The 19371-nt window shown below is 70.1% G+C and carries 21 protein-coding genes; 13 read left to right on the top strand and 8 right to left on the bottom strand.

Annotated features, from left to right (window positions below; all coding sequences use genetic code 11):
• The first annotated feature begins 37 nt into the window (after positions 1–37).
• The 4 genes from DEU36_RS13860 (at position 38) to DEU36_RS13880 (ending at position 3557) form a co-directional block, all read left to right on the top strand.
• Positions 38–1390: a D-alanyl-D-alanine carboxypeptidase family protein gene (locus DEU36_RS13860; protein WP_120264908.1), complete on the top strand. Its 1353-nt coding sequence runs from the start codon at positions 38–40 to the stop codon at positions 1388–1390.
• Between the two features lie 234 nt (positions 1391–1624).
• Positions 1625–2176: a CGNR zinc finger domain-containing protein gene (locus DEU36_RS13870; protein ID WP_120264910.1), complete on the top strand. Its 552-nt coding sequence runs from the start codon at positions 1625–1627 to the stop codon at positions 2174–2176.
• A gap of 45 nt (positions 2177–2221) precedes the next feature.
• Entirely contained in the window at positions 2222–3091 is an 870-nt protein-coding gene (locus DEU36_RS13875) for a WcbI family polysaccharide biosynthesis putative acetyltransferase (RefSeq protein ID WP_120264911.1), read from the top strand.
• Between the two features lie 148 nt (positions 3092–3239).
• Positions 3240–3557 carry a hypothetical protein gene (locus DEU36_RS13880; RefSeq protein ID WP_147374419.1) on the top strand — a complete coding sequence of 106 codons (318 nt, stop codon included), beginning with the start codon at positions 3240–3242 and terminating at the stop codon, positions 3555–3557.
• 124 nt (positions 3558–3681) lie between these two features.
• On the opposite strand, the gene DEU36_RS13885 is transcribed toward DEU36_RS13880, so the two are convergent.
• A complete protein-coding gene (locus tag DEU36_RS13885) occupies positions 3682–4356 on the bottom strand; it encodes a TetR family transcriptional regulator (RefSeq protein WP_120264913.1) in 675 nt (224 codons plus the stop codon).
• An 89-nt stretch (positions 4357–4445) separates the two neighbouring features.
• Between DEU36_RS13885 and DEU36_RS13890 the strand changes: the two genes are divergently transcribed.
• Positions 4446–5882, top strand: a complete 1437-nt coding sequence (locus DEU36_RS13890; RefSeq protein ID WP_396652172.1) for a DHA2 family efflux MFS transporter permease subunit — start codon at positions 4446–4448, stop codon at positions 5880–5882.
• A 78-nt stretch (positions 5883–5960) separates the two neighbouring features.
• Here DEU36_RS13890 and DEU36_RS13895 read toward each other — a convergent pair whose 3' ends face one another.
• Entirely contained in the window at positions 5961–6980 is a 1020-nt protein-coding gene (locus tag DEU36_RS13895) for an NADP-dependent oxidoreductase (RefSeq protein WP_120264915.1), read from the bottom strand.
• Positions 6981–7062: 82 nt separating this feature from the next.
• Positions 7063–7452, bottom strand: coding sequence for a DUF1304 domain-containing protein (locus DEU36_RS13900; RefSeq protein WP_120264916.1), 390 nt, complete (start codon positions 7450–7452; stop codon positions 7063–7065).
• Positions 7453–7545: 93 nt separating this feature from the next.
• Between DEU36_RS13900 and DEU36_RS13905 the strand changes: the two genes are divergently transcribed.
• From DEU36_RS13905 to DEU36_RS13920, 4 genes are all read left to right on the top strand, one after another.
• On the top strand, positions 7546–8130 hold the full coding sequence (locus DEU36_RS13905) for a TetR/AcrR family transcriptional regulator (protein ID WP_120264917.1): 585 nt from the start codon (positions 7546–7548) through the stop codon (positions 8128–8130).
• A 216-nt stretch (positions 8131–8346) separates the two neighbouring features.
• On the top strand, positions 8347–9144 hold the full coding sequence (locus DEU36_RS13910) for an SDR family oxidoreductase (RefSeq protein WP_396652173.1): 798 nt from the start codon (positions 8347–8349) through the stop codon (positions 9142–9144).
• Positions 9141–10139: a hypothetical protein gene (locus tag DEU36_RS13915; protein WP_120264919.1), complete on the top strand. Its 999-nt coding sequence runs from the start codon at positions 9141–9143 to the stop codon at positions 10137–10139. The genes DEU36_RS13910 and DEU36_RS13915 overlap by 4 nt, the downstream gene beginning before the upstream one ends.
• On the top strand, positions 10136–11683 hold the full coding sequence (locus tag DEU36_RS13920; protein WP_120264920.1) for a GMC oxidoreductase: 1548 nt from the start codon (positions 10136–10138) through the stop codon (positions 11681–11683). The genes DEU36_RS13915 and DEU36_RS13920 overlap by 4 nt, the downstream gene beginning before the upstream one ends.
• Positions 11684–11707: 24 nt before the next feature.
• Here DEU36_RS13920 and DEU36_RS13925 read toward each other — a convergent pair whose 3' ends face one another.
• Genes DEU36_RS13925 through DEU36_RS13935 form a run of 3 tightly spaced genes read right to left on the bottom strand, consistent with a single transcriptional unit; the run spans position 11708 to position 14866 of the window.
• The gene (locus DEU36_RS13925) at positions 11708–13225 is read right to left on the bottom strand and encodes a tripartite tricarboxylate transporter permease (RefSeq protein WP_120264921.1); all 1518 of its coding nucleotides are present in this window, start codon (positions 13223–13225) and stop codon (positions 11708–11710) included.
• A gap of 1 nt (position 13226) precedes the next feature.
• Positions 13227–13847, bottom strand: coding sequence for a tripartite tricarboxylate transporter TctB family protein (locus tag DEU36_RS13930; protein WP_120264922.1), 621 nt, complete (start codon positions 13845–13847; stop codon positions 13227–13229).
• Positions 13844–14866, bottom strand: coding sequence for a tripartite tricarboxylate transporter substrate binding protein (locus tag DEU36_RS13935; protein WP_120265178.1), 1023 nt, complete (start codon positions 14864–14866; stop codon positions 13844–13846). Before DEU36_RS13935 ends, DEU36_RS13930 begins: the two co-directional genes overlap by 4 nt.
• A gap of 163 nt (positions 14867–15029) precedes the next feature.
• Here DEU36_RS13935 and DEU36_RS13940 point away from each other — a divergent pair, with 163 nt between their 5' ends.
• From DEU36_RS13940 to DEU36_RS13950, 3 genes are all read left to right on the top strand, one after another.
• Positions 15030–16298 (top strand): ATP-binding protein, encoded by a 1269-nt coding sequence (locus DEU36_RS13940; RefSeq protein WP_259455386.1) that lies wholly within the window; start codon positions 15030–15032, stop codon positions 16296–16298.
• Positions 16295–17053: a response regulator gene (locus tag DEU36_RS13945; protein WP_120264923.1), complete on the top strand. Its 759-nt coding sequence runs from the start codon at positions 16295–16297 to the stop codon at positions 17051–17053. Before DEU36_RS13940 ends, DEU36_RS13945 begins: the two co-directional genes overlap by 4 nt.
• Positions 17054–17114: 61 nt before the next feature.
• On the top strand, positions 17115–17798 hold the full coding sequence (locus tag DEU36_RS13950; RefSeq protein WP_120264924.1) for a HEAT repeat domain-containing protein: 684 nt from the start codon (positions 17115–17117) through the stop codon (positions 17796–17798).
• A 16-nt stretch (positions 17799–17814) separates the two neighbouring features.
• Here DEU36_RS13950 and DEU36_RS13955 read toward each other — a convergent pair whose 3' ends face one another.
• On the bottom strand, positions 17815–18153 hold the full coding sequence (locus tag DEU36_RS13955; protein ID WP_120264925.1) for an SH3 domain-containing protein: 339 nt from the start codon (positions 18151–18153) through the stop codon (positions 17815–17817).
• 55 nt (positions 18154–18208) lie between these two features.
• On the opposite strand from DEU36_RS13955, the gene DEU36_RS13960 reads away from it, so the two are divergent.
• A complete protein-coding gene (locus DEU36_RS13960) occupies positions 18209–19063 on the top strand; it encodes a PhzF family phenazine biosynthesis protein (protein WP_120264926.1) in 855 nt (284 codons plus the stop codon).
• 24 nt (positions 19064–19087) lie between these two features.
• Here the strand turns inward: DEU36_RS13960 and DEU36_RS13965 are convergent, their stop codons facing one another.
• On the bottom strand, positions 19088–19366 hold the full coding sequence (locus DEU36_RS13965) for a PLDc N-terminal domain-containing protein (protein ID WP_220700934.1): 279 nt from the start codon (positions 19364–19366) through the stop codon (positions 19088–19090).
• Positions 19367–19371: the final 5 nt, after the last annotated feature.

Here is a 19371-nt window from a genome sequence, read left to right on the forward strand (position 1 = left end):
TTTGCGTGACGATGGACGTGACGACGGAGGGAATGAGATGGCGCGACGCGACCCGAGTGACGACGACGTCGCCGACCTCGACGGCCTCTTCGCGGCGTCTGCTCCCGAGACGGTGATGACCGCGTCGGAAGTGGCGGCGTCCCGTCGCCGACGCCGACGCAGCGGGTGGATCGCCGCCGGTGTCACCGCGGCGATCGTGCTCGGTGCGCCCGGCGGGTATGCCGCGTGGGCGCTGACCGCCCCGCTGAAGCCGGCCACGGGCGAGGTGTCGATCCCGCGAGCCCCGGTTCCGGCGGCAGCGGTCGACATCGCCTTCACGGCCGACGGGGCCGCGGCGCTGTCCGTCGCCGGCGCGGAAGCGTACCTGGGGCCCGAGGCGGCCGGCGTGTGGATGACTCACGGCGGCGACGACCCTCGCCCCATCGCCAGCATCACCAAGCTCGTCACCGCGCTCGTGGTCCTGGACGCTTATCCGATCGCGGACGGCGACCGGGGGCCGACGCTCACCTTCGACCGCGACGATCACGCGCTCTACGACGCCTACTTCGTGCGCGACGCGACGATCGCCCCGATGCCGATCGGCAGTTCGCTGTCGCTGCGCGACGCGCTGGCGACGATGCTCATCCCCTCAGCGAGCAACTACGCCGAAGCCATCGCCGTCTGGGCATTCGGGTCGGTGTCGGGCTTCCGTGCTGCGGCCGACCGATGGCTGGTGGCCAACGGGCTGGAGAGGACGAACATCGTCGAGCCCTCGGGCCTCGATCCACGCAACACCAGCACTCCGAGCGACCTCATCGCGCTCGGGCGCATCGCGGCGGCGGACCCGACGGTGGCGGCTATCGCCGCGACGCCGTCTCTGAACCTGCCGGGGCTGGGGCGCCTGGCCAACACCAACGGGCTGCTCGGCCAGAGCGGGATAACGGGGCTCAAGACCGGAACGCTCGATGACAGCGGCGCGAACCTCCTCTACACGGCATCCGTCGACGTCGGCCTTCCCGAGCCGTTGAGCGTCGTGGGGGTGGCCCTCGGCGGGTCATCGAAGGGCGGCGTGGCGGACAGCGTTCTGGGTGTCCTGCGGCGCCTGGCCGATGGCTTCCATGACACCTCGGTCGCACAGCACGGGCAGGAGATCGGCGAGTACACGACGGCGTGGGGCAGCTCGGTACGAGTCGTGCTGGAAAAGGGGGCGTCGCTGCGGACGTGGTCCGACACGCCCATCACGGTCGACGGTGACGTGCGCGTGCCCCGGGATTGGATAGACGGAGAGGTGCTGGGACAGATCACGTGGACGGCGGGCCCCGAGTCGGTCACCGTGCCCGTCGTGCTCGACGGCGACATCGAACCGCCCACGGAGTGGTGGCGTCTCACTCATCCGGGTGAAATCGGCTGACGGATTTCTGCGCTCTGCGCGACCGGCGCGTGCGATCCCGCCGTCTGCAGGTCGACCCGTCGCGTCCCGCATCCGTCGCACCGCACGTAGCGCACGATCCCGTCCGACGTCCGGTGCGCCGACTCGGTCGTCCAGCCGTGCTCGTGGATGCGAGCAGGGAGCGGTGCGGTGGGCGATTCGGATGGCGATGCGGATGGCGACGGAGTCATGACTCGATCGTGATGTAATGCCGTTATGCAACTCAACCCTTACGGGGAGTATGCGGTTCTCCTCGCCGCCTCGCTCGCGAACGATTGGCCGAGCGATCGCGACGGCATCGTCGCGCGCACCTACGAGTTCGGGATGACCGCGATCTACGCTCCGGCGGCTCCATCCGACCTCGCGTCGACCCGGGCGGTCATCGACTCCTGGCTCGAGGTCGTCGACGCCGAGACGCCGGCGCTCCGTGCCACGCTGCTGAACCGGCTCATGGCGGCGGCGACCGCGTACCCCCGCCTGACCGACCACGACGGCGCGTGGCATCTCCACTACCGCGACGACGATCAGCGGCTGCCGCAGGTGCTGGGCGCGGTCGTCGCCGTCGGCACGGCGCTCCATGTGACGACGCGGGGGATGGAGCGCCTGTCGCGTTGCGCGGCCGGGCGCGCCCCCGGCGACCCGTGCCGCAACGTCGTGGTCGACGTCACCCGCAACGGCCGGCAGCGCTACTGCTCGGTGAGGTGCGCCAACCGCGACGGCGTGCGACGGCATCGGGCGAGGTCTGCCGTAGCGCATTCCCGGGCCTGACGGCAAACGGCGTCGTCTCGCGGCGCGAACGGACACAGTGGTGGGATGCCTCACACCCCTGTCCCGTTCCGAGGTGCAGACCTCCCCGAGGGCTTCGGGCTCGTCGTCGGCAATTGCCAGGCGGAGTCGATGCGGATCGTCCTCGACGCCGCCGACCGTCCAACGCTCCGGGTGCCTCCCGTCCATGAGATGGATGCCGCAGACGTCGAGCGGCTGCACGAGCTGCTTCCGCGGGCATCGTTCCTCGTCGCGCAGCCCGTGCGCGACGACTACCACGGCCTGCGTCTCGGCACCCGCCAGCTGGCCGCATCGCTCTCCTCATCCGCGCGCCTCGTCACCTTCCCGGTCGTGCGCTACGCGGGGCTGCATCCGTTCCAGGCGGCGTTGCACGTCGACGGGATCGACGAGGTGCCGCCGATCGTGGCTTACCACGACATCCGCACACTCGCCGCTGCCGCGGGGCTCCCGACGGTGTCGCGACCCGATCGCCGCACGGTGCGGCGGATCGAGAGCGACTCGCTGGCCGAGCTGCGTCGGCGCGAGGCGTCGATCGATGTGGCCGCATCGGATCTGCTGCGGCCGTCATCGGCCGAACTGATGCGCACCGTCAACCACCCCGGCAACGGCGTGTGGCTGCCCCTCGCCGAGCGCGTGCTCGCGGCCCTCGGTTTACCGGGCGACCCGACGGATCCGGGGCGGCCGCTGCTGAACGCGGTCCGGGCGCCCCTCGAGGACTGGGTGGTCGATGCCTGGGGGCTCCCCGAATCACCGCGGCGCTCGTGGATCGTGGACGGCGTCGAGGTCGATCCCTCGCTCGTCGCGGAGGCGCACGCCGAGTGGTATCGGGCACACCCGGGCTTCGTCGCCGCGGCGACCGTCCGACTCCGCGACATGATCGGCCACTGGCGAGAATGACCTCGTCCGGCCCTCGCCCATCGGGGGCATGCTAGCGTTGGGACGTCCCTTCGGGGCTCGTGTGTCGTTCGTCTGGCTCACTGTCGAGCAGATCGTCTGACGCGATCACTGGTTCATCCAGCCCTCATCTTTCCCTGCGCACCGTGCTGTGCGCGCTTCTTCTCAGGACATCGTGCTTTCTACACTCTCTACTTCCGCGCCTTCGCTCGTCTGGCGACAGGCTGATGCCGACTTCTTCGTCGCGACCCTCGACGGCCAGTACGCCGGCTTCGTGACCACCGGTCCGGTGCCGACGACATTCGACGCCGAGAGCGGCCACGGCGCCGACCTCGGCACCCACGAGTCGCTTGAGGCGGCGGCTGCGGCCGTCGCCGGTGCCGCGCGACCGGCGACCCCGCGCCGCGGTGCGCGCTCGCAACGGAGACGCGCCCGCGGCGCGGTCCCGCCTCAGCGCGTGCGCAGCTGAGGCGGGAGCCCGCTACGGTGAGGCCCCGCGAGGTCCCCGCGAGGTCCCAGTTGGGCCGGGTTCCCCGACGGCATAGCCGGCCGAAGTGGGACCTCGGCCAGAGGCCGGGGCAGCCGGGCGCCGGTCAGTCGTGGTGGGGCGGGTCGGTCTCAAGGTCGCGGGCCACCGTCGCGACGCCTCGCCGCATCTCGAGGTAGATCTGGCGCACACTCGCGCGCTCGCTGAGCTCGGCACGGCGAACCCACTCGTCGATCGTGAGCCGGAGGACGAGCGCCATGGTCGACACGGCGGCGCGAGCGGCGAGCACATCGGCATCCGCGCCCGCCGCGTCGACGGCTGCGTCGGTGAGCTGCTCGACTTCTTCCGCCTCGTTGCGCAGCGCCACCGCCAGAAGCGAGGGTTCCGCTCCGACGAGGCGGCGGATGCGCAGGGCGCGGACGTGCTCATCGGGATGGGCGTCGAAACGATCGAGGAGTTTCAGCCAGCTGCGTTCGATGCCCTCGACGACCGAGGCTCCCGCTCGCACGGCGTCGATGGCGTCGCCGACGACGCGCGCCGAATCGTCGGCGCTGGCGAAGACGGCGGCCTCCTTCGTGGCGAAGTAACGGAAGAACGTGCGCTGTGATGTCCCGGCGCGGCGGGCGATGTCGTCCACCGTCGTGCCGTGGACGCCGTGCTGCTCGAAAAGATCGAGTGCGGCATCCGACAGCTCGCGCTGGGTCTCCTGCCGTCGTCGCTCGCGCAGGCCCGCAGGATGGTCCTCGATGACCGGGGTGTCCTGATCGCTGTCGCGGTGCATGGCCCCAGTGTCGCACAACGCCAATGTGGCAGAGACTGCCATATGATCAGTGAGTGACACTTGAGCAGCAGCATCCCGAAACCTCCGCTATCCCGACCTCGGCCGCATCTCGAGCGACGTCCGTGCGCACCGGACCCGTCATCGCACTGCTCGTCGCGTCGGCGTTCGTGGTCATCCTCAACGAGACGATCATGGGCGTGGCCCTGCCGCGGCTCATGGTCGACCTCCAGATCTCCGCGGCGACCGCGCAGTGGCTCACCACCGGGTTCCTCCTGACGATGGCCGTCGTCATCCCGCTGACGGGTTACGTGCTGGCGCGATTCCCGATCCGAGGTGTCTTCTTCACCGCGATGTCGTTGTTCGCGGCGGGAACGCTGATCGCCGCTCTCGCGCCGGGCTTCGGCATGCTGCTCGCCGGGCGTGTCGTGCAGGCCTCGGGTACGGCCATCATGATGCCGCTGCTGATGACGACCGTGCTGAACGTGGTCGAGCCGGCGCGCCGCGGACGGATGATGGGCGTGATCAGCATCGTGATCGCCGTCGCTCCGGCGATCGGCCCCACCGTCTCGGGTCTGATCCTGTCGGTTCTCGACTGGCGCTGGATGTTCTGGCTCGTCCTCCCGATCGCCCTGCTCGCGATCGCTCTCGGTGCGATCTGGGTGCAGAACGTCACCGAGACGCGCGAGGCGCGTTTCGACGTCGGGTCCGTCGTGCTCTCGGCCCTCGGTTTCGGCGGCCTGATCTTCGGGCTGAGCTCGATCGGCGAGTCGGCGGCCGGGCACGCACCTGTGCCGGTGTGGATCCCGCTCGTCGTCGGCGCTCTCTCGCTCGCCGCCTTCGTCATGCGTCAGCTGAAGCTGCAGCGCAGCGACGCGGCCCTGCTCGACCTGCGGACCTTCCAGTCCCGGTCGTTCAGCCTTGCGGTCGTGCTGGTCGTGGTCGTGATGTCGGCGCTGTTCGGCTCGCTCATCCTGCTGCCGCTCTACCTGCAACAGGTGCTCGGTCTCGACACCCTGACCGTGGGTCTGATGCTGCTGCCGGGCGGTGTGCTCATGGGACTCATCGCGCCGGTCGTCGGAGCCCTGTTCGACCGTTTCGGCCCGACCCCGCTCGTGATCCCGGGCATGATCGTCGCGGCTTCGGCGCTCTGGGGGATGACGACGTTCGGGGTCGCAACCCCGATCGCCTGGATCATCGCCGTGCACATGGGTCTCAACCTGGGCCTCGGATGCGTGTTCACACCCCTGCTGACCTCGGCGCTGGGATCGCTGCCGGTGCGGCTGTACTCGCACGGCAGTGCGACGGTGAGCACGCTGCAGCAGGTCGCCGGTGCTGCCGGGACGGCGCTGTTCGTCACCCTCATGTCGGTCGGCGCCGCATCCGCGGCCGCCGACGGGATGGATGCCGTCGCCGCGACCGCGACCGGAGTCCACACGGCGTTCGTCACCGGCGCGTGCATCGCCTCCGCCGCTGTGGTGCTGACCTTCTTCGTCCGCCGCCCGGCGCCGGTCCCACGGCAGCACTGACGGCGTCGAGCCGACGCGAAAGGCGGTGACGCGCGAAGCGTCACCGCCTTTTCGGTCGGGTCGGGGGAGCGGGAGGGGTCAGGCCTGCGAGGTGCGCACCAGCATCTTGCCGGTGTTCGCACCGCGCATCATCGCCAGGAAGGCCTCGACGGTGTTCTCGATGCCGTCGACGATGGTCTCGTCGTAGGCGATCTTCCCCTCGGCGAACCAGCCGGTCATCTTCTCGGTGAACTCCGGCGCCAGGTGCAGGTAGGCGGCGAGCGTGAAGCCGGTCGCGGTGAGTCCCCGGGTGATCATGTTGGCCATGTTGTCGGGTCCGGGGGTCTTCTCGGTGGTGTTGTAGCCCGTGATGGCGCCGCAGAGCGCCAGGCGCCCGCCGGTGTTCATGACGTCGAGCGCTGCCTCGAGGTGGTCGCCGCCGACGTTGTCGAAGAACACGTCGACGCCGTCCGGCGCGTGGGCGGCGAGCTGCTCGCGGACCGGGGCGTCCTTGTAGTTGAACGCCGCGTCGTAGCCGTACTTCTCGGTGAGCAGCGCGACCTTCTCGGCTGAGCCCGCCGAGCCGATGACGCGACCCGCGCCCAGCAGCTTGGCGATCTGGCCGACCGCGGTGCCGACCGCACCGGCCGCGCCGGAGACGAACACGGTGTCACCCGGCTTCATGTGAGCGATCGCGGTGAGTCCGATGTAGGCGGTCAGACCCGTCATGCCGAGGATGTGCAGCCGCACCGAGAGGGGGAGGCCGGCGATCTCGGGGACGGCGCGGAACGTCGAGGCGTCAGCCTGCACGACATCCGACCATCCGTGCTGGTGCAGGACGACCGTGCCCACGGGGAGGTCGTCAGAGGCGCTCGCGACCACGCGGCCGATCGCGCCGCCGGCGATCACGTCGCCGAGGGCGTAGGGCGGCACGTAGCTTCGGACGTCGTTCATGCGTCCGCGCATGTAGGGATCGACCGAGACGAACTCGTTGGCCACCCGCACCTCGCCGGGGGCGGGGTCGCTCAGCTCGACGCGTTCGATCGAGAAGTCCTCGGGTGTCGGCCATCCCTGCGGGCGGCGTGCGAGACGGATCTGCGTGCTGGTTCCGTGGGTCATTTCTCTCCTTCGTGAGGGGTCGGTGACGGATGCCGCGGGACTCGGTCGGAGTCGCGGACGAGGGGTGGCGCGGTGCGCCGGGTCAGAGTGCGAGGCCGAGCGCGAGCGCCACGACGCCGAGGGCGGGGATCACGCCCTGCTTGAGCGCGGCGGACGCCTTCGAGGTATCGGAGAGGATCAGCACGAGGCTGGCCGCGACCATGGAGCCGGCGCCGGTGAACACGAGCGCCGCGCCGACCGGGAGTGCCCCGGCGATGACGAAGGCGATGCCGACGAACACCGTGATCGCGAGGAACAGGTTGTAGAAGCCCTGGTTGAAGGCGAGCGCCTTCTGGGTCTCGGCCTGGGCGACGGTCCCGGTTCCGAACGTCTCGCGCGCCCGCTTGCTCGTCCAGGCGATGGACTCGAGGTAGAAGATGAAGACGTGGATGAGCGCTGCGAGGCCCGCGAGCGCAAGACCGACGATGATCATGAGCTGTTCCCTTCCGGCGGTGGACACCGCAGTTGTGTATCGCTTGGTTCAATATATACTGAACTGACCGATACACAAAAGGGGGTGCGGCGCATGGGTCGAACGCAGAGCTACGATCGCGACGATGTCGTCCGCGCGGCGCGGAGCGTCTTCTGGCAGCAGGGATACGAAGGTGCGCCGCTGCCCGAGCTCGAGCGTGTGACGGGCCTGAACCGATCGAGCATCTATCATGCGTTCGGCTCGAAGCGCGGCCTGTTCGACGCCGCCGTCGACAGCTACCTCGACGAGATCATCCGACCGCGGCTGTCGCCCCTGACGGCAGACGAGGTGGGCCCGGGCGCACTGGAGGCGTATCTCGAGGGGTTGCGCGACGCGCTCCGGCAGCCGAGTTCGCTTCCTGCGTCGAGCGGATGTCTGCTCGTGAACACGGCGGCCGCGCCCATCGCCCGTGACGAAGCCGTCGCGCAGGTGATCGCGGGGTACCGCGCCGAACTGCGCACAGCCTTCGGCCGGGGGGTCGCCGCGCGTCGCCCCGATCTCGAGGGCGCTCAGCACGCCATCCTCGCCGACGCATGCACGGGACTCGTCGTCTCGGCGTTCGCCCTCGCGCGCGTCGACGCCGTCGGTGCTGCGGATGCCGTCGGCGCAGCCATCGCCCTGGTCACCGGGGCGCCGTAGTCCTGACGCGGCCGACGGGGGCCCAGCGCGCCCCGTGGTCATCCGCTTTACGCCCCTCGCTTGACTTTTGGCAAGCGTTCGCGCCGAGATGAGGCCGAGACCTACCGTGAGGCCGTGGAGCAGAGCGATCAATACACCTTCGACAACCCGGTGACCCGATACGACCGGGTCGAGCCGCCGGTCCAGCACCAGCCCGAGCCCGGCATCCAAGCCGACATGCAGCCCGTGCCCGACCTCGGCGAGCAGACCTACCGCGGCTCCGGGCGCCTGTTCGGACGCAAGGCTCTCATCACCGGAGGCGACTCGGGCATCGGCGGTGCGACCGCGATCGCGTTCGCGCGAGAAGGCGCCGACGTCGTGATCGTCCACCTGCCCGCTGAGCAGCGTGATGCCGAGCGCATCCTCGGCCTCATCGCCGATGCGGGAGTGCGCGGACACGCGATCGCCGCCGACATCTCCACCGCCGACGCGTGCCGTTCGCTCGTGGCCGAGGCCGTCGAGTTCCTTGGGGGCATCGACATCGTCGTGAACAACGCGGGGAAGCAGGTCGCCGTCGAGCGGCTGGAGGATCTGTCGGACGAGCAGTTCGCCGCCACCTTCCACACCAACGTCTTCGCCAACTTCTGGATCACGAAAGCCGCGCTGCCCCACCTACCGGCGGGTGCATCGATCATCAACACCGCCTCGCTCGAGGCATACAAGCCGGCGCCCGACCGTGTCGACTACGCCGCGACGAAGGCCGCGATCAACAACTTCTCGAAGGGGCTCGCTCAGCAGCTGGCGCCCCGCGGCATCCGGGTCAACGTCGTCGCCCCCGGCCCGACGTGGTCGGCGCTCCAGGTGAGCGACGGAGTCTCGGACGAGCAGATGCGCGCGTTCGACGACGAGAGCACCTACCAGCGCGCGGGTCAGCCCGCCGAGATCGCGCCCGCGTTCGTCTTCCTCGCCTCGGCCGAGTCGAGCTACGTCTCGGGTGAGACGCTCAACGTCAATGGCGGCATGGTCACCCCGTGACCGGATCGGATTTCGCGGTCGTCTCCCTGCGCGGCGACGTACCGCAGCTCGACGATGCGTCCGATGACGCCGTCGGCCCGTTCCGGCAGCTCGTCCTCGACCCGGCGCGGGGTTCCGAGGCGCTGATCGAGGCCGTCGCCGACGCAGAGATCGCCACGCCGTGGATCCTCGTCGGTGGGTTCGACCATCATGAGGTCGCGGCACACCTCGTCGCCCGGGTCCTCGAGGGTGCGATCGGCGTGTTCGGCCTCGCCGGAGTCGTGCTCGAGGGCACGCAGATTCCCGACGGCATCCGCGAGCACGAGGTCCCCGCCGCGGTCACGACGGACGACGTCGCAGCATCGGTGCGAAGCCTCGCAGCAGACATCGCCGCGTGGGGGCCACGCGTCCCCGAGCCGTGGGCACGGGTGATCGCCTCGTCACGGACGGATGTCGCGGTGCGCGCCACCCTCGCTCGCCGTGCGCTCGCCGACGACCCGGCGTACCGTCCGCGTGCGCTGACTCCCGAGCAGCTCGCCCTCCTGCGCGACGTCGCGCGGCGCATCGTGCCGCAGGGCGAGGGAGCGACGATCGACCTCGCTGCCCGCCTCGACCGCATGATCGAGGCGGGGGAGAGCGACGGCTGGCGCCCGACCGGCATGTCGACCGACGTCGAGGCCTACCGGGCCGGTCTCGACGCGCTGGCCGCGATCTGGATGCGCGGCGCGGCTGCTCAGGATGCCGTCATCCGACGGGTCATCGACGGCGACGCGCCCTCGGGAGCGGTCCTCACGGCCGACCAGCTGAGCCTCTGGTTCGAAGACGCCCGCAACGACCTCGCGCGCCTCTGGCTGTCGCACCCGGCCTCCCTCGCGCGCGTCGGCTACTCGGGATTCGCGACCGGGGGCACTGGACCGGAGCCCGCCGGCTATCTCGTCCTCGCCGCGGGCGAGCGCGAGGAATGGGAGCCCGGAGAGCTCGGACGCCTCGGCGCCGCGAAAGGAAGCACCGCATGAACCTCTCCGGAATGCGCCGGTACGACCTCGACGAGATCGTCGACGTCGTCGTCGTGGGCACGGGGGCCGGTGGCGGGCCGCTGCTCAGCAGACTCGCCGAGCGCGGCTTGCGCGTCGTCGCCCTCGAGGCCGGACCGAACCTCGAGATGGACGAGTTCACCCCCGACGAGCGCGAGGCGACACGCATCAACTGGATGTCCGACCGGTTCAGCGGCGGCGACACCCCCACTGCCTTCGGTCCGAACAACAGCGGCTGGGGAATCGGCGGCGGCACACTGCACTGGGGGGCGTTCACGCCGCGACCCGACCGTCGCGACCTCTCGTTGCGCAGCGAGACAGGCCTCGGTCGCGACTGGCCGATCGACTACGACGAGCTCATCCGCTACATCGTCGAGGTCGAGAGAGTCATCGGCGTCAGCGGTCCCACCCCCTACCCGTGGGATCCGCAGCGCGAGTATCTCGACGAGCCGACGCGCCGCAACGCCCCGGCAGACCTCGTGCTGCAAGGGTGCGAACGTCTGGGCATCACGGCGACCGATGCCCCGGCCGCGATCATCACGCGTGACCGGGAACAACCCCATTACGGACGGCGCAAGGCGAGCATCGACGTCGGCGGCATCCACCAGGGAGACCGCTTCGGCTACAAGGCGACGACGGCGATCACCTACCTCCCCGTCGCCGTCGCGCACGGGGCCGAGATCCGGGCCGACTCGATGGTGCACCGCATCGAGCAGGATGCCGCGGGCCGGGTGACCGGGGTCGTCTATCTGCACGAGGGAGCCGAGTACCGGCAGCGCTGCGCGGCCCTCGTCCTCGCCGGCGGAGGCATCGAGACCCCGCGGCTGCTGCTGAACACGGGGCTCGCCAATTCGAGCGGGCAGGTGGGACGCAACTTCCTCGCACACGGCGCGGTGCAGGTGTGGGGTCGGTTCGACGAGAGTATCCGCGGATACCGCGGCTACCCGTCCGCGGCCATCACCGAGGATTTCGTGCGTCCCGCGGGCGTCGACTTCGCCGGCGGATACCTCATCCAGAGCCTCGGGGTCATGCCCCTCACCTACGCCACCTCGCTCGTCCGCGGCGGTGCGCTGTGGGGTCAGGACCTCATGGATGCGCTCGACGCCTGGCAGTTCTCGGCGGGCATCGGGATCAACGGCGAGTGCCTCCCCTCCGACGGCAACCGGCTGGTCCTGTCGGCGGAGACCGACGAATGGGGCATCCCGCGCGCGGAGATCAGCTTCTCGCCGGGACCGAACGAGAAGGCGATCGACGAGCACTCCATCGGAGTCATGACACGCATCCTCGAGGCGGCCGGCGCGCGCGAGACACGTGTGCTCGCGCGGACGGCCCACACGATCGGCACGTGCCGCATGAGCTCCGATCCCGACGACGGGGTGGTCGATCCGGACGGGCGATCGCACGACATCCCGAACATGTGGATCTGCGACAACTCGACGTTCCCGAGCGCGCTGTCGGCGAACCCGGGCCTGACCCAGATGGCGCTGTCGCTGCGCACCGCGGATCGGCTGCTCGCCTCTGCCTGATCGGTCCTTCCTTCCCTACCGTGTTCAGGCGTTCGTGAGTTGCTTCTCGCGCTTGCGGGCGACGATGCGGCCCCGCACCGAGAAGATCAGGACGAGCGCGAGGAGCGCGTAGAGCACGATCGTGATCGGGCTCTGGACGAGCACGGAGAAGTCGCCGTTCGAGCTCATCGCGGCATCGCGCAGGCTCGTCTCGGCGAGCGGCCCGAGGACCATGCCGATGATGAGCGGTGCGAGCGGGAAGTCGAGGGCGCGCATGAGGAACCCGAGCAGCCCGATGCCGAGCAGCATCAGCAGATCGAACGTCGACCCCGAGGTCGCGTAGATGCCCAGGCCGCAGAACACGGTGATGCCGGCGTAGAGGTAGGGGCGAGGGATCAGCAGGAGCTTGGCCCACAGCATCGCGAAGGGCAGGTTCAGGATCAGCAGCACCACCATGGCGATGAAGAAGCTCGCCAGCAGCGACCAGACGAGGTCGGGCGCCCGATCGAACAGCAGCGGGCCGGGCTGCAGCCCGTACTGGCGGAATGCGGCGAGCATGATCGCCGCGGTGGCAGAGATCGGCAGCCCGAGTGCGAGCAGGGCGCCCATCGCCATGCCGGTGGTGGAGTTGCCCGCGGCCTCCGGGGCGGCGAGGCCGCGAATCGCGCCCTTGCCGAACTGCGGGTCCTTCCGCCGCGCGTCGAGCCGCTTCTCGACGCCGTAGGCCAGGAACGTCGGGATCTCCGATCCGCCGGCGGGAACGACGCCGAAGGGGAGGCCGATCGCGGTGCCGCGTGCCCAGGCCGGGGCCGCCTCCTTCAGCTCGCGACGGGAGAGCCACGGGCGACCCGTCGGCTTGATGAGCGCCTTGTTCGAGGTGTGCCGCTCGAGGCAAGCGACGTAGATCACCTCACCGAGGGCGAGGATCGCCACCGTCACCGTGACGAGGGAGACGCCGTCGAACAGGTTGGGGGAGTCCATCGTGAAGCGCGGCGCGCCCGAGACGCCGTCGATGCCGATGACGGCGATGCCGAGGCCGATGAAGAGGGCGGTGAGGCCCTTGACGACGTTGTCGGTGACGACCGACGAGGTGGCCGCGAAGGCGAAGACCGCGAGCGCGAAGAATTCGGCGGGGCCGAACCTGCTCGAGAAATCAGCCAGGGCCGGCGCGACGAACACGACGACGATCGATGCGACGAAGCCGCCGATGAACGCGCCGATGGCTGCGGTCGCGAGCGCCTGGGCTGCGCGTCCGTTGAGAGCCATCTTGTGGCCCTCGAACGTCGACGCGATCGCCGAGGCCTGGCCGGGCGTGTTCATGAGGATGCCCATGGTCGAGTCGCCGAACAGTCCGCCGAAGTACACGCCCGCGAACATGATGAAGGCGGCCGTCGGGTCGAGCGAGAACGTGATCGGCAGCAGGAGGGCGACGGCCATCGATGAACCGAGACCGGGGAGCACGCCGACGGCCGTGCCGAGCAGACAGCCCACGAGAACCCAGAGCAGGTTGGCGGGGGTCAGGGCGCCGGCGAAGCCCTCGCCGAGAAGCTGAAGCACATCCATGTCAGAACCCTCCGAGGATGCCGGAGGGAAGCGGCATCCCGAGCACCATGTCGAAACCGATGTAGGCGATCGAGCTCACGGTGAGCCCGACGATGAGACCACCCAGGTGCTTCGTCGAGCCGAACGCGCGGGCGACGCACCAGAAGAGGAGTCCCGCGGCGATGATCCAGCCCAGGATGTCGAGGAGGAACGCGAAGCCGAGGAACGAGAGGACGACCCACAGCAGCGAGCGCACGTCCACCCGTACCGGCCGCGCCGGAGCGGCATCATCCGACTCGGCATCCAGCTCGTCGCCTCCGATGGCGTCCGCAGTGACCGCAGCGATGTCGGGTCGTGCCGCACTCGTCTCGCGCATCTCTCTGAGGGCCGAGACGACGAGGGCCACCGCGAAGATGTAGAGCCCTCCCGCGATGATCGCGGGGAAGAACTGGGGGCCGGGGAACACGGCGTTCGCGGGCACCTTCATGGTGAAGATCCCCACCACCAGGTACGTGGCGAAGGCGGTGATGATCGCCGGCATCGTCAGGCCTTTGAGCAGCGCCGCGATCCCGGGGCCCGAGACGAGCCTCAGACGGTCGCCGACGACGGCCGAGGTCGCGGTCGGATTCGGGGGGAACGTCATAGCCCCATCTCCTCGTACAGGTTCTTGATGCGTTCTTCCTCGTCGTCGAGGAACGCCGTGAGCTCGTCGCCGGTGATGATGCGCTCGGTCCAGCGGTAGCGCTCGATCGCGTCCTGCCACTCCGGGGTCGCGACCGAGTCGAGCACGAGCTCGGTCAGCGCGGTCACATCGGCGTCGTCGAGCCCCGAGGGCGCCGCGAGCATGCGCCAGTTCGACAGCGAGATGTCGTACCCCTGCTCCGCGGCCGTCGGGATGTCGATACCGTCGATCGGCTCCTGCGAGACGAGCGCGAGTGCGCGCAACCGGCCCGCCTCGATCTGGTCGATGTTGTCGGGGTATCCGCCGGCGGCAGCTTTGGCGGTGCCGTTGAGGAGCGCCTGGATGGCCTCGCCGCCGCCGTCGGACGAGATGTACGTCGTTTCGACCGGGTCGATTCCCGCCGCGAGCGCCAGGTCGGTGACCACGAGCTGGTCGAACGATCCGCCGCCCGTCCAGGGGATCGACTTCGGGTTCTCACGCCACGCGTTCACCAGGTCGTCGAGGGTCTCGTAGGGCGAGTCGGCCGGCACGACGATGACGTCGTACTCCTCCACGACCACCGCGAGCGGGGTCACGTCGCTCAGCTTCGCGGCGGAGTCGAACTGGATGGTCGCCGCGAGAAGCCCGGTCCCACCGACGAGCATGTTGCCCGGCTGACCGTCGAGCACCGAGACGTTGCCGAGCGCGATCGTCCCGCCGGCACCCGGCATGTTCACCACCTGCACGTTGTTGACGAGGCCGTTGGCCTTCTGCGCCTGCTGCAGCTCGCGGGCCACACCGTCCCATCCGCCGCCGGCGGCCGCGGGGGCGATGATCGTCATCGAGGCGCTGATCTCCTGACCGGTGGCGGCCGAGGTGACCGAGCCGACGGCGGCCGTCGCGATCGCCGTCGCGGCGACAGCGCCCCCGATGATGCGGGCGGCGAGAGTGCGGCCGCGGTGGGCCGGGCGCGCGCCGGCATCTGTCGCGCTATGCGTCATGATCACTCCATTCGCGCGGACATCGTCGTCGCCGCGAGATCGAATTAGGATGGCACTTCGCCGAGCCGCCCCCGAGGGTGGCGGGATTTGTTCTCATAAATACTCACGGGCACCGCCCGACAACGTCCGATCGCACGAGGAAGTGGACAGGATGCCGTTCACGGTGAGAGCGTCTGCTGCCCGCCTCGTGCTGCTCGTGCTCCCCTCGGTGGTCACGCTCGCGGCGCTATCGGCCACCGTGGCCATCGCCCTCGCGGCGCAGGAGCGGACCATCCGAGAGGCGACCGGCGAACGTGTGCTCGACGTCGCGGAGAGCCTCGCCGACCTGCCAGAGGTGCGTGAGGCCGTGGCGGGGGCGATGAGCGCGGGATCGCCGACCTTGCTCGCCGATGCGGCCGACCTGGCTCCGGCGACCGCGATCCTCCAGCCGATCGCCGATCTCGTGGGCGAAGCGGCCGGCGTCTATTACGTCGTCATCACCGACGACGAGGGCGTCCGCATCACCCACCCGCTCGCGTCCGAACGCGGCGTGCAGGTCGAGACCGCCAACGCGTCGGTGCTCGCCGGCGACACGTTCGTCGGCACCGAGGTCGGGGCCTCGGGGCCGTCGCTGCGTGCGAAGGTGCCGGTGCGCGATCCCGGCGGCACCCCGATCGGGATGGTGGCGGTCGGGGTGCTCGAGTCGCAGATCGCGGGGGAGCTCGACGACGCCGTCGGCGCCCTGTTGCCCTGGGCGATCGGCGCGCTCGTCGTCGCGACGCTCGCGAGCTCGGTCCTCACCGCCGCGGTCGAGCGCCGGTTCCGTCGGTTGGACGTCATCGCGGCGGAGCACGCGCAGATGCGCCGCACGGCGACGGCACTCCGCGAGCAATCGCACGAGTTCAGCACGCGGCTGCACGTCATCCACGGCCTGCTCTCGCGGGGTGACGCCGACGAGGCCCGCGGGTACATCGAAGAGATCGCGAGCGTGCGTCGCCCCGTCGACATCGGTGACGACGAGGCGCGCGCGGACCAGCCCGTGCTCGCCGCGATGATCCCGACCGTGCGTGCCGAACTGCACGAGCACGGATCTCGGCTCCGCTTCGACCTCGCCCTCGACCACGACATCGACGAGGGCATCGTGTCGGTGGTGTCGAACCTGTGCCGCAACGCCGCGGAGGCGGGGGCGGCGAACGTGATCTGCGAGCTGCGGCACCGGGGTTCGCGCATCGCGGGCGCGGTCGACGACGACGGCCCCGGCGTCGACCAGCGCATCGCCCGCCGCATCTTCACCGCGGGCTATTCCTCGAAGGCCGACACGACGGGCCTCGGGCGCGGCCTGGGACTGGATGTCGTCCGCCGCATCGTCACCGCACGATCGGGCACCGTCGAGGTCGGGCGCTCACCCCTCGGGGGAGCGCGATTCGCCTTCGAGCTGGAGAGCGGCCGATGACCGGCCCGATCCGGGTGCTCGTCGTCGACGATGACCGTGGCGCGCGCGCCCTGCATGCCGGATTCGTCGCCGACATTCCCGGTTTCGTCGTCGTGGCGACGGCGGGCACGGGCGAGGCGGCTCTCGAGCACAGCCGCTCCGGGGTCGATCTGATCCTGCTCGACATGCGGTTGCCCGGCATCAGCGGCATCGAGGTGCTCCACCGCCTGCGTACGCTCGGCGACGACGGACCCGACGTGCTCGTCATCAGCTCGTCGCAGGATCAGACCACGGTGCGCCAGGCTCTCGCGGCGCGCGTCGTCGGCTACCTCGTCAAACCCTTCACGCAGGCCGCGCTGAGCGAGCGACTGGAACGCTACGCGGCCGATCGCGAGCGCATCGTCGCCGGTGGGCGTGAAGCGATACTCGCGCAGGGTGAGATCGACCGGCTGTTGTCCACCGGCAGCATCCGCACCGCCTCAGCGGCAGCATCCGGGTATCGCCGGGCAGCGGGCGGGATGGTGGGCGGCGGTGCCCCGTCCGGGCTGCCGAAGGGCCTCGCTGCGCCGACCCTCACGCAGGTCGTCGCCGCCCTCGACCCGGTCGTCGCCCTCACGACAGCCGAGGTCGCGACAGCCTGCGGCATCTCGCGCGCGACCGCGAACCGGTATCTGACGCACCTCGTCGATACCGGCGTCATCCATCTGTCGCACCGATACGGCAAGCGTGGCCGGCCCGAGGTGCTGTACCGGCTTGCTCCGTCGCCCGAGCGCTGATGCGTTTGTCACGCCGCCTGCCCCGGTGACGGGCGCGGCCGATGGGCGTAGCGTGCGGTGCATGGCCACCGTGACCGCATGGGCGGCGGAGCTCCGGCGACTCGGCACAGACGCCTGGGTCGATTACCTCGTCGAGCATTCGGGTCTGCCCGGGCCGCGTGCGAACACGACGCTGGCCGCCGCCGTCGCGGAGGTCGCCGATGCCCGCATCATCGACGAGCTCGTCCGCGACGGTGGTGAGTACCCCATGATGTGCGCCGCGGCGGCGGTCGCCCGGCGCGCGGCTCCGGGTCGCGACGCTGAGGCCCTGCGGTTCGCGGCCGATGATCGGTGGCGGGTTCGTGAGGGAATCGCGCTCGGCCTGCAGCTTCTGGGCGACGCCGATCCGCACACCCTGGCGGCGACCGTGCGGGCATGGGCAGACGAAGACGACCCCCTCGTGGTGCGAGCCGCCGTGGCAGCGATCTGCGAGCCGCGACTGCTGCGGTCGCCCGAGATGGCGGCGATCGCCGTCGAGGTGTGCGCTCGCGCGACCGCTCACCTCGTGGCACGGCCGCAACCGCAGCGGCACGACAGTGCAGCCCGCACGCTGCGTCAGACCCTCGGATACGCGTGGAGCGTCGCCGTCGCGGCCGATCCCGGTCCCGGCCTGCGCGCGTTCGAAGCGCTCGACACGACCGACCCGGACATCGCCTGGATCGTCCATGAGAACGCGAGCAAGAAGCGGCTCTCGCGCCTGCTGTGATCTCCCGACGCCCCGCTCAGGCGTCGCGGAGGACCCGATGGGGGATCCAGCCCTCGCGGCCGGATTCGGCACGGCACCACGACCAGCCGCTCTCGGCGTCGTCCACGACCACCTCAACGACGCTCCCTTCGGCCTGGGAGAGCTCGGTGGTGTCATACCCCGTCACGACCGTGCCGACCGATCCCTCGATGTGGATGTGTCTTCCGGGCACCCAGCCCGAGCCGTCGGACGCGGTGACGAAGACGAAGGCCGGCCATTCGGTATCCCAGGCGCCGACGGAGACGACGTCGCCGGGCTCGACCTGCAGCGGGGGCCGTTGAGGTGCTTCATGGTCAGAGATGAGAACACGTCGCATCGTTCCATCATGGCGCCGGCGTCGGACACCGCGGAGGCGGGCGTAGCCTGAACGGATGAGCACGCCCGAGGTCCTGCGATACACCGCGTTCAGCACCCGATCCGAAGGCGGCAATCCCGCCGGCGTCGTCCTCGATGCGGGCGCGCTCGACGCCCGGGCCATGCAGCGGATCGCGGCCGACGTCGACTATGCCGAGACGGCCTTCGTCACCGGGACGACCGCTGATGGGGTCCGCTCGGTCCGCTACTTCTCGCCCATCGCCGAAGTCCCCTTCTGCGGGCACGCCACCGTCGCCACCGCAGTGGCGCTCGCCGAGCGGGGCCAGGTCGCCCCCGACGGCGCGGTCCGGTTCGACACCCCCGTCGGCGACGTGTCGATCGCGGTCTCGCGCGACGATGACGGCATCCGGGCGTCTTTCACCAGCGTCGAGCCGTCCGTACGCGAACTCGATGACGTCGATCTCGACGCGATCCTCGCTCTGCTCGGTCTCTCGCGAGCTGACCTCGATCCCGAACTGCCGCCGCGACTCGCGAACACGGGCAACGCGCATCCGGTCGTCGTGCTCGCGGATCAGAAGACCTTCGACGGCTTCTCCTTCGAGCCCGACGCGGTTCGCGCGCTGCTCGATGATCGAGGATGGCCGGCCACCATCACTGTGGCGTTCCGGTCTGCATCCGATCGGTTCCAGGCGCGCAACCTGTTTCCGGTGGGGCGTATCACGGAGGACCCGGCGACGGGATCGGCTGCGGCGTCGTTCGGCGCCTATCTGCGCTCGCTCGGCGCGGTCGATGCTCCCGCGGTCATCGTGATCGAGCAGGGCCGACACGTCGGCCGGCCCGGGGAGCTGACCGTCGACATCCCCGCCGAGGGAGGCATCACCGTGACGGGCCACGCCGTCGCCATCTCGTGATGTCGTGATGCCGGCCGCGTCGGGTCACACGCGGTCGGTGCGGATGCGGGCGTTGCGGCCGCCGAGCCACCAGACGAGCGGACCGGCGATCGGGAAGACGAAGATCCCGATGATCCACAGCAGCTTGCCGCCGCCGGTGTAGCGCGACGAGGCGAGGATCGAGATCAGGCTCGAGACGAACAGGATCGCCGCTACCGCCGCGACCACCGCGAACACCACGAAGACGGATGCCGTCACCCCCGGCATCCAGTCGCGAGGCAGCCAATCGTCGGAGACGACGAGGATTCGTGCGGTTTCGATCATGCTTC

The organism is Microbacterium sp. AG238 (genome assembly GCF_003610405.1).
Lineage (GTDB): Bacteria > Actinomycetota > Actinomycetes > Actinomycetales > Microbacteriaceae > Microbacterium.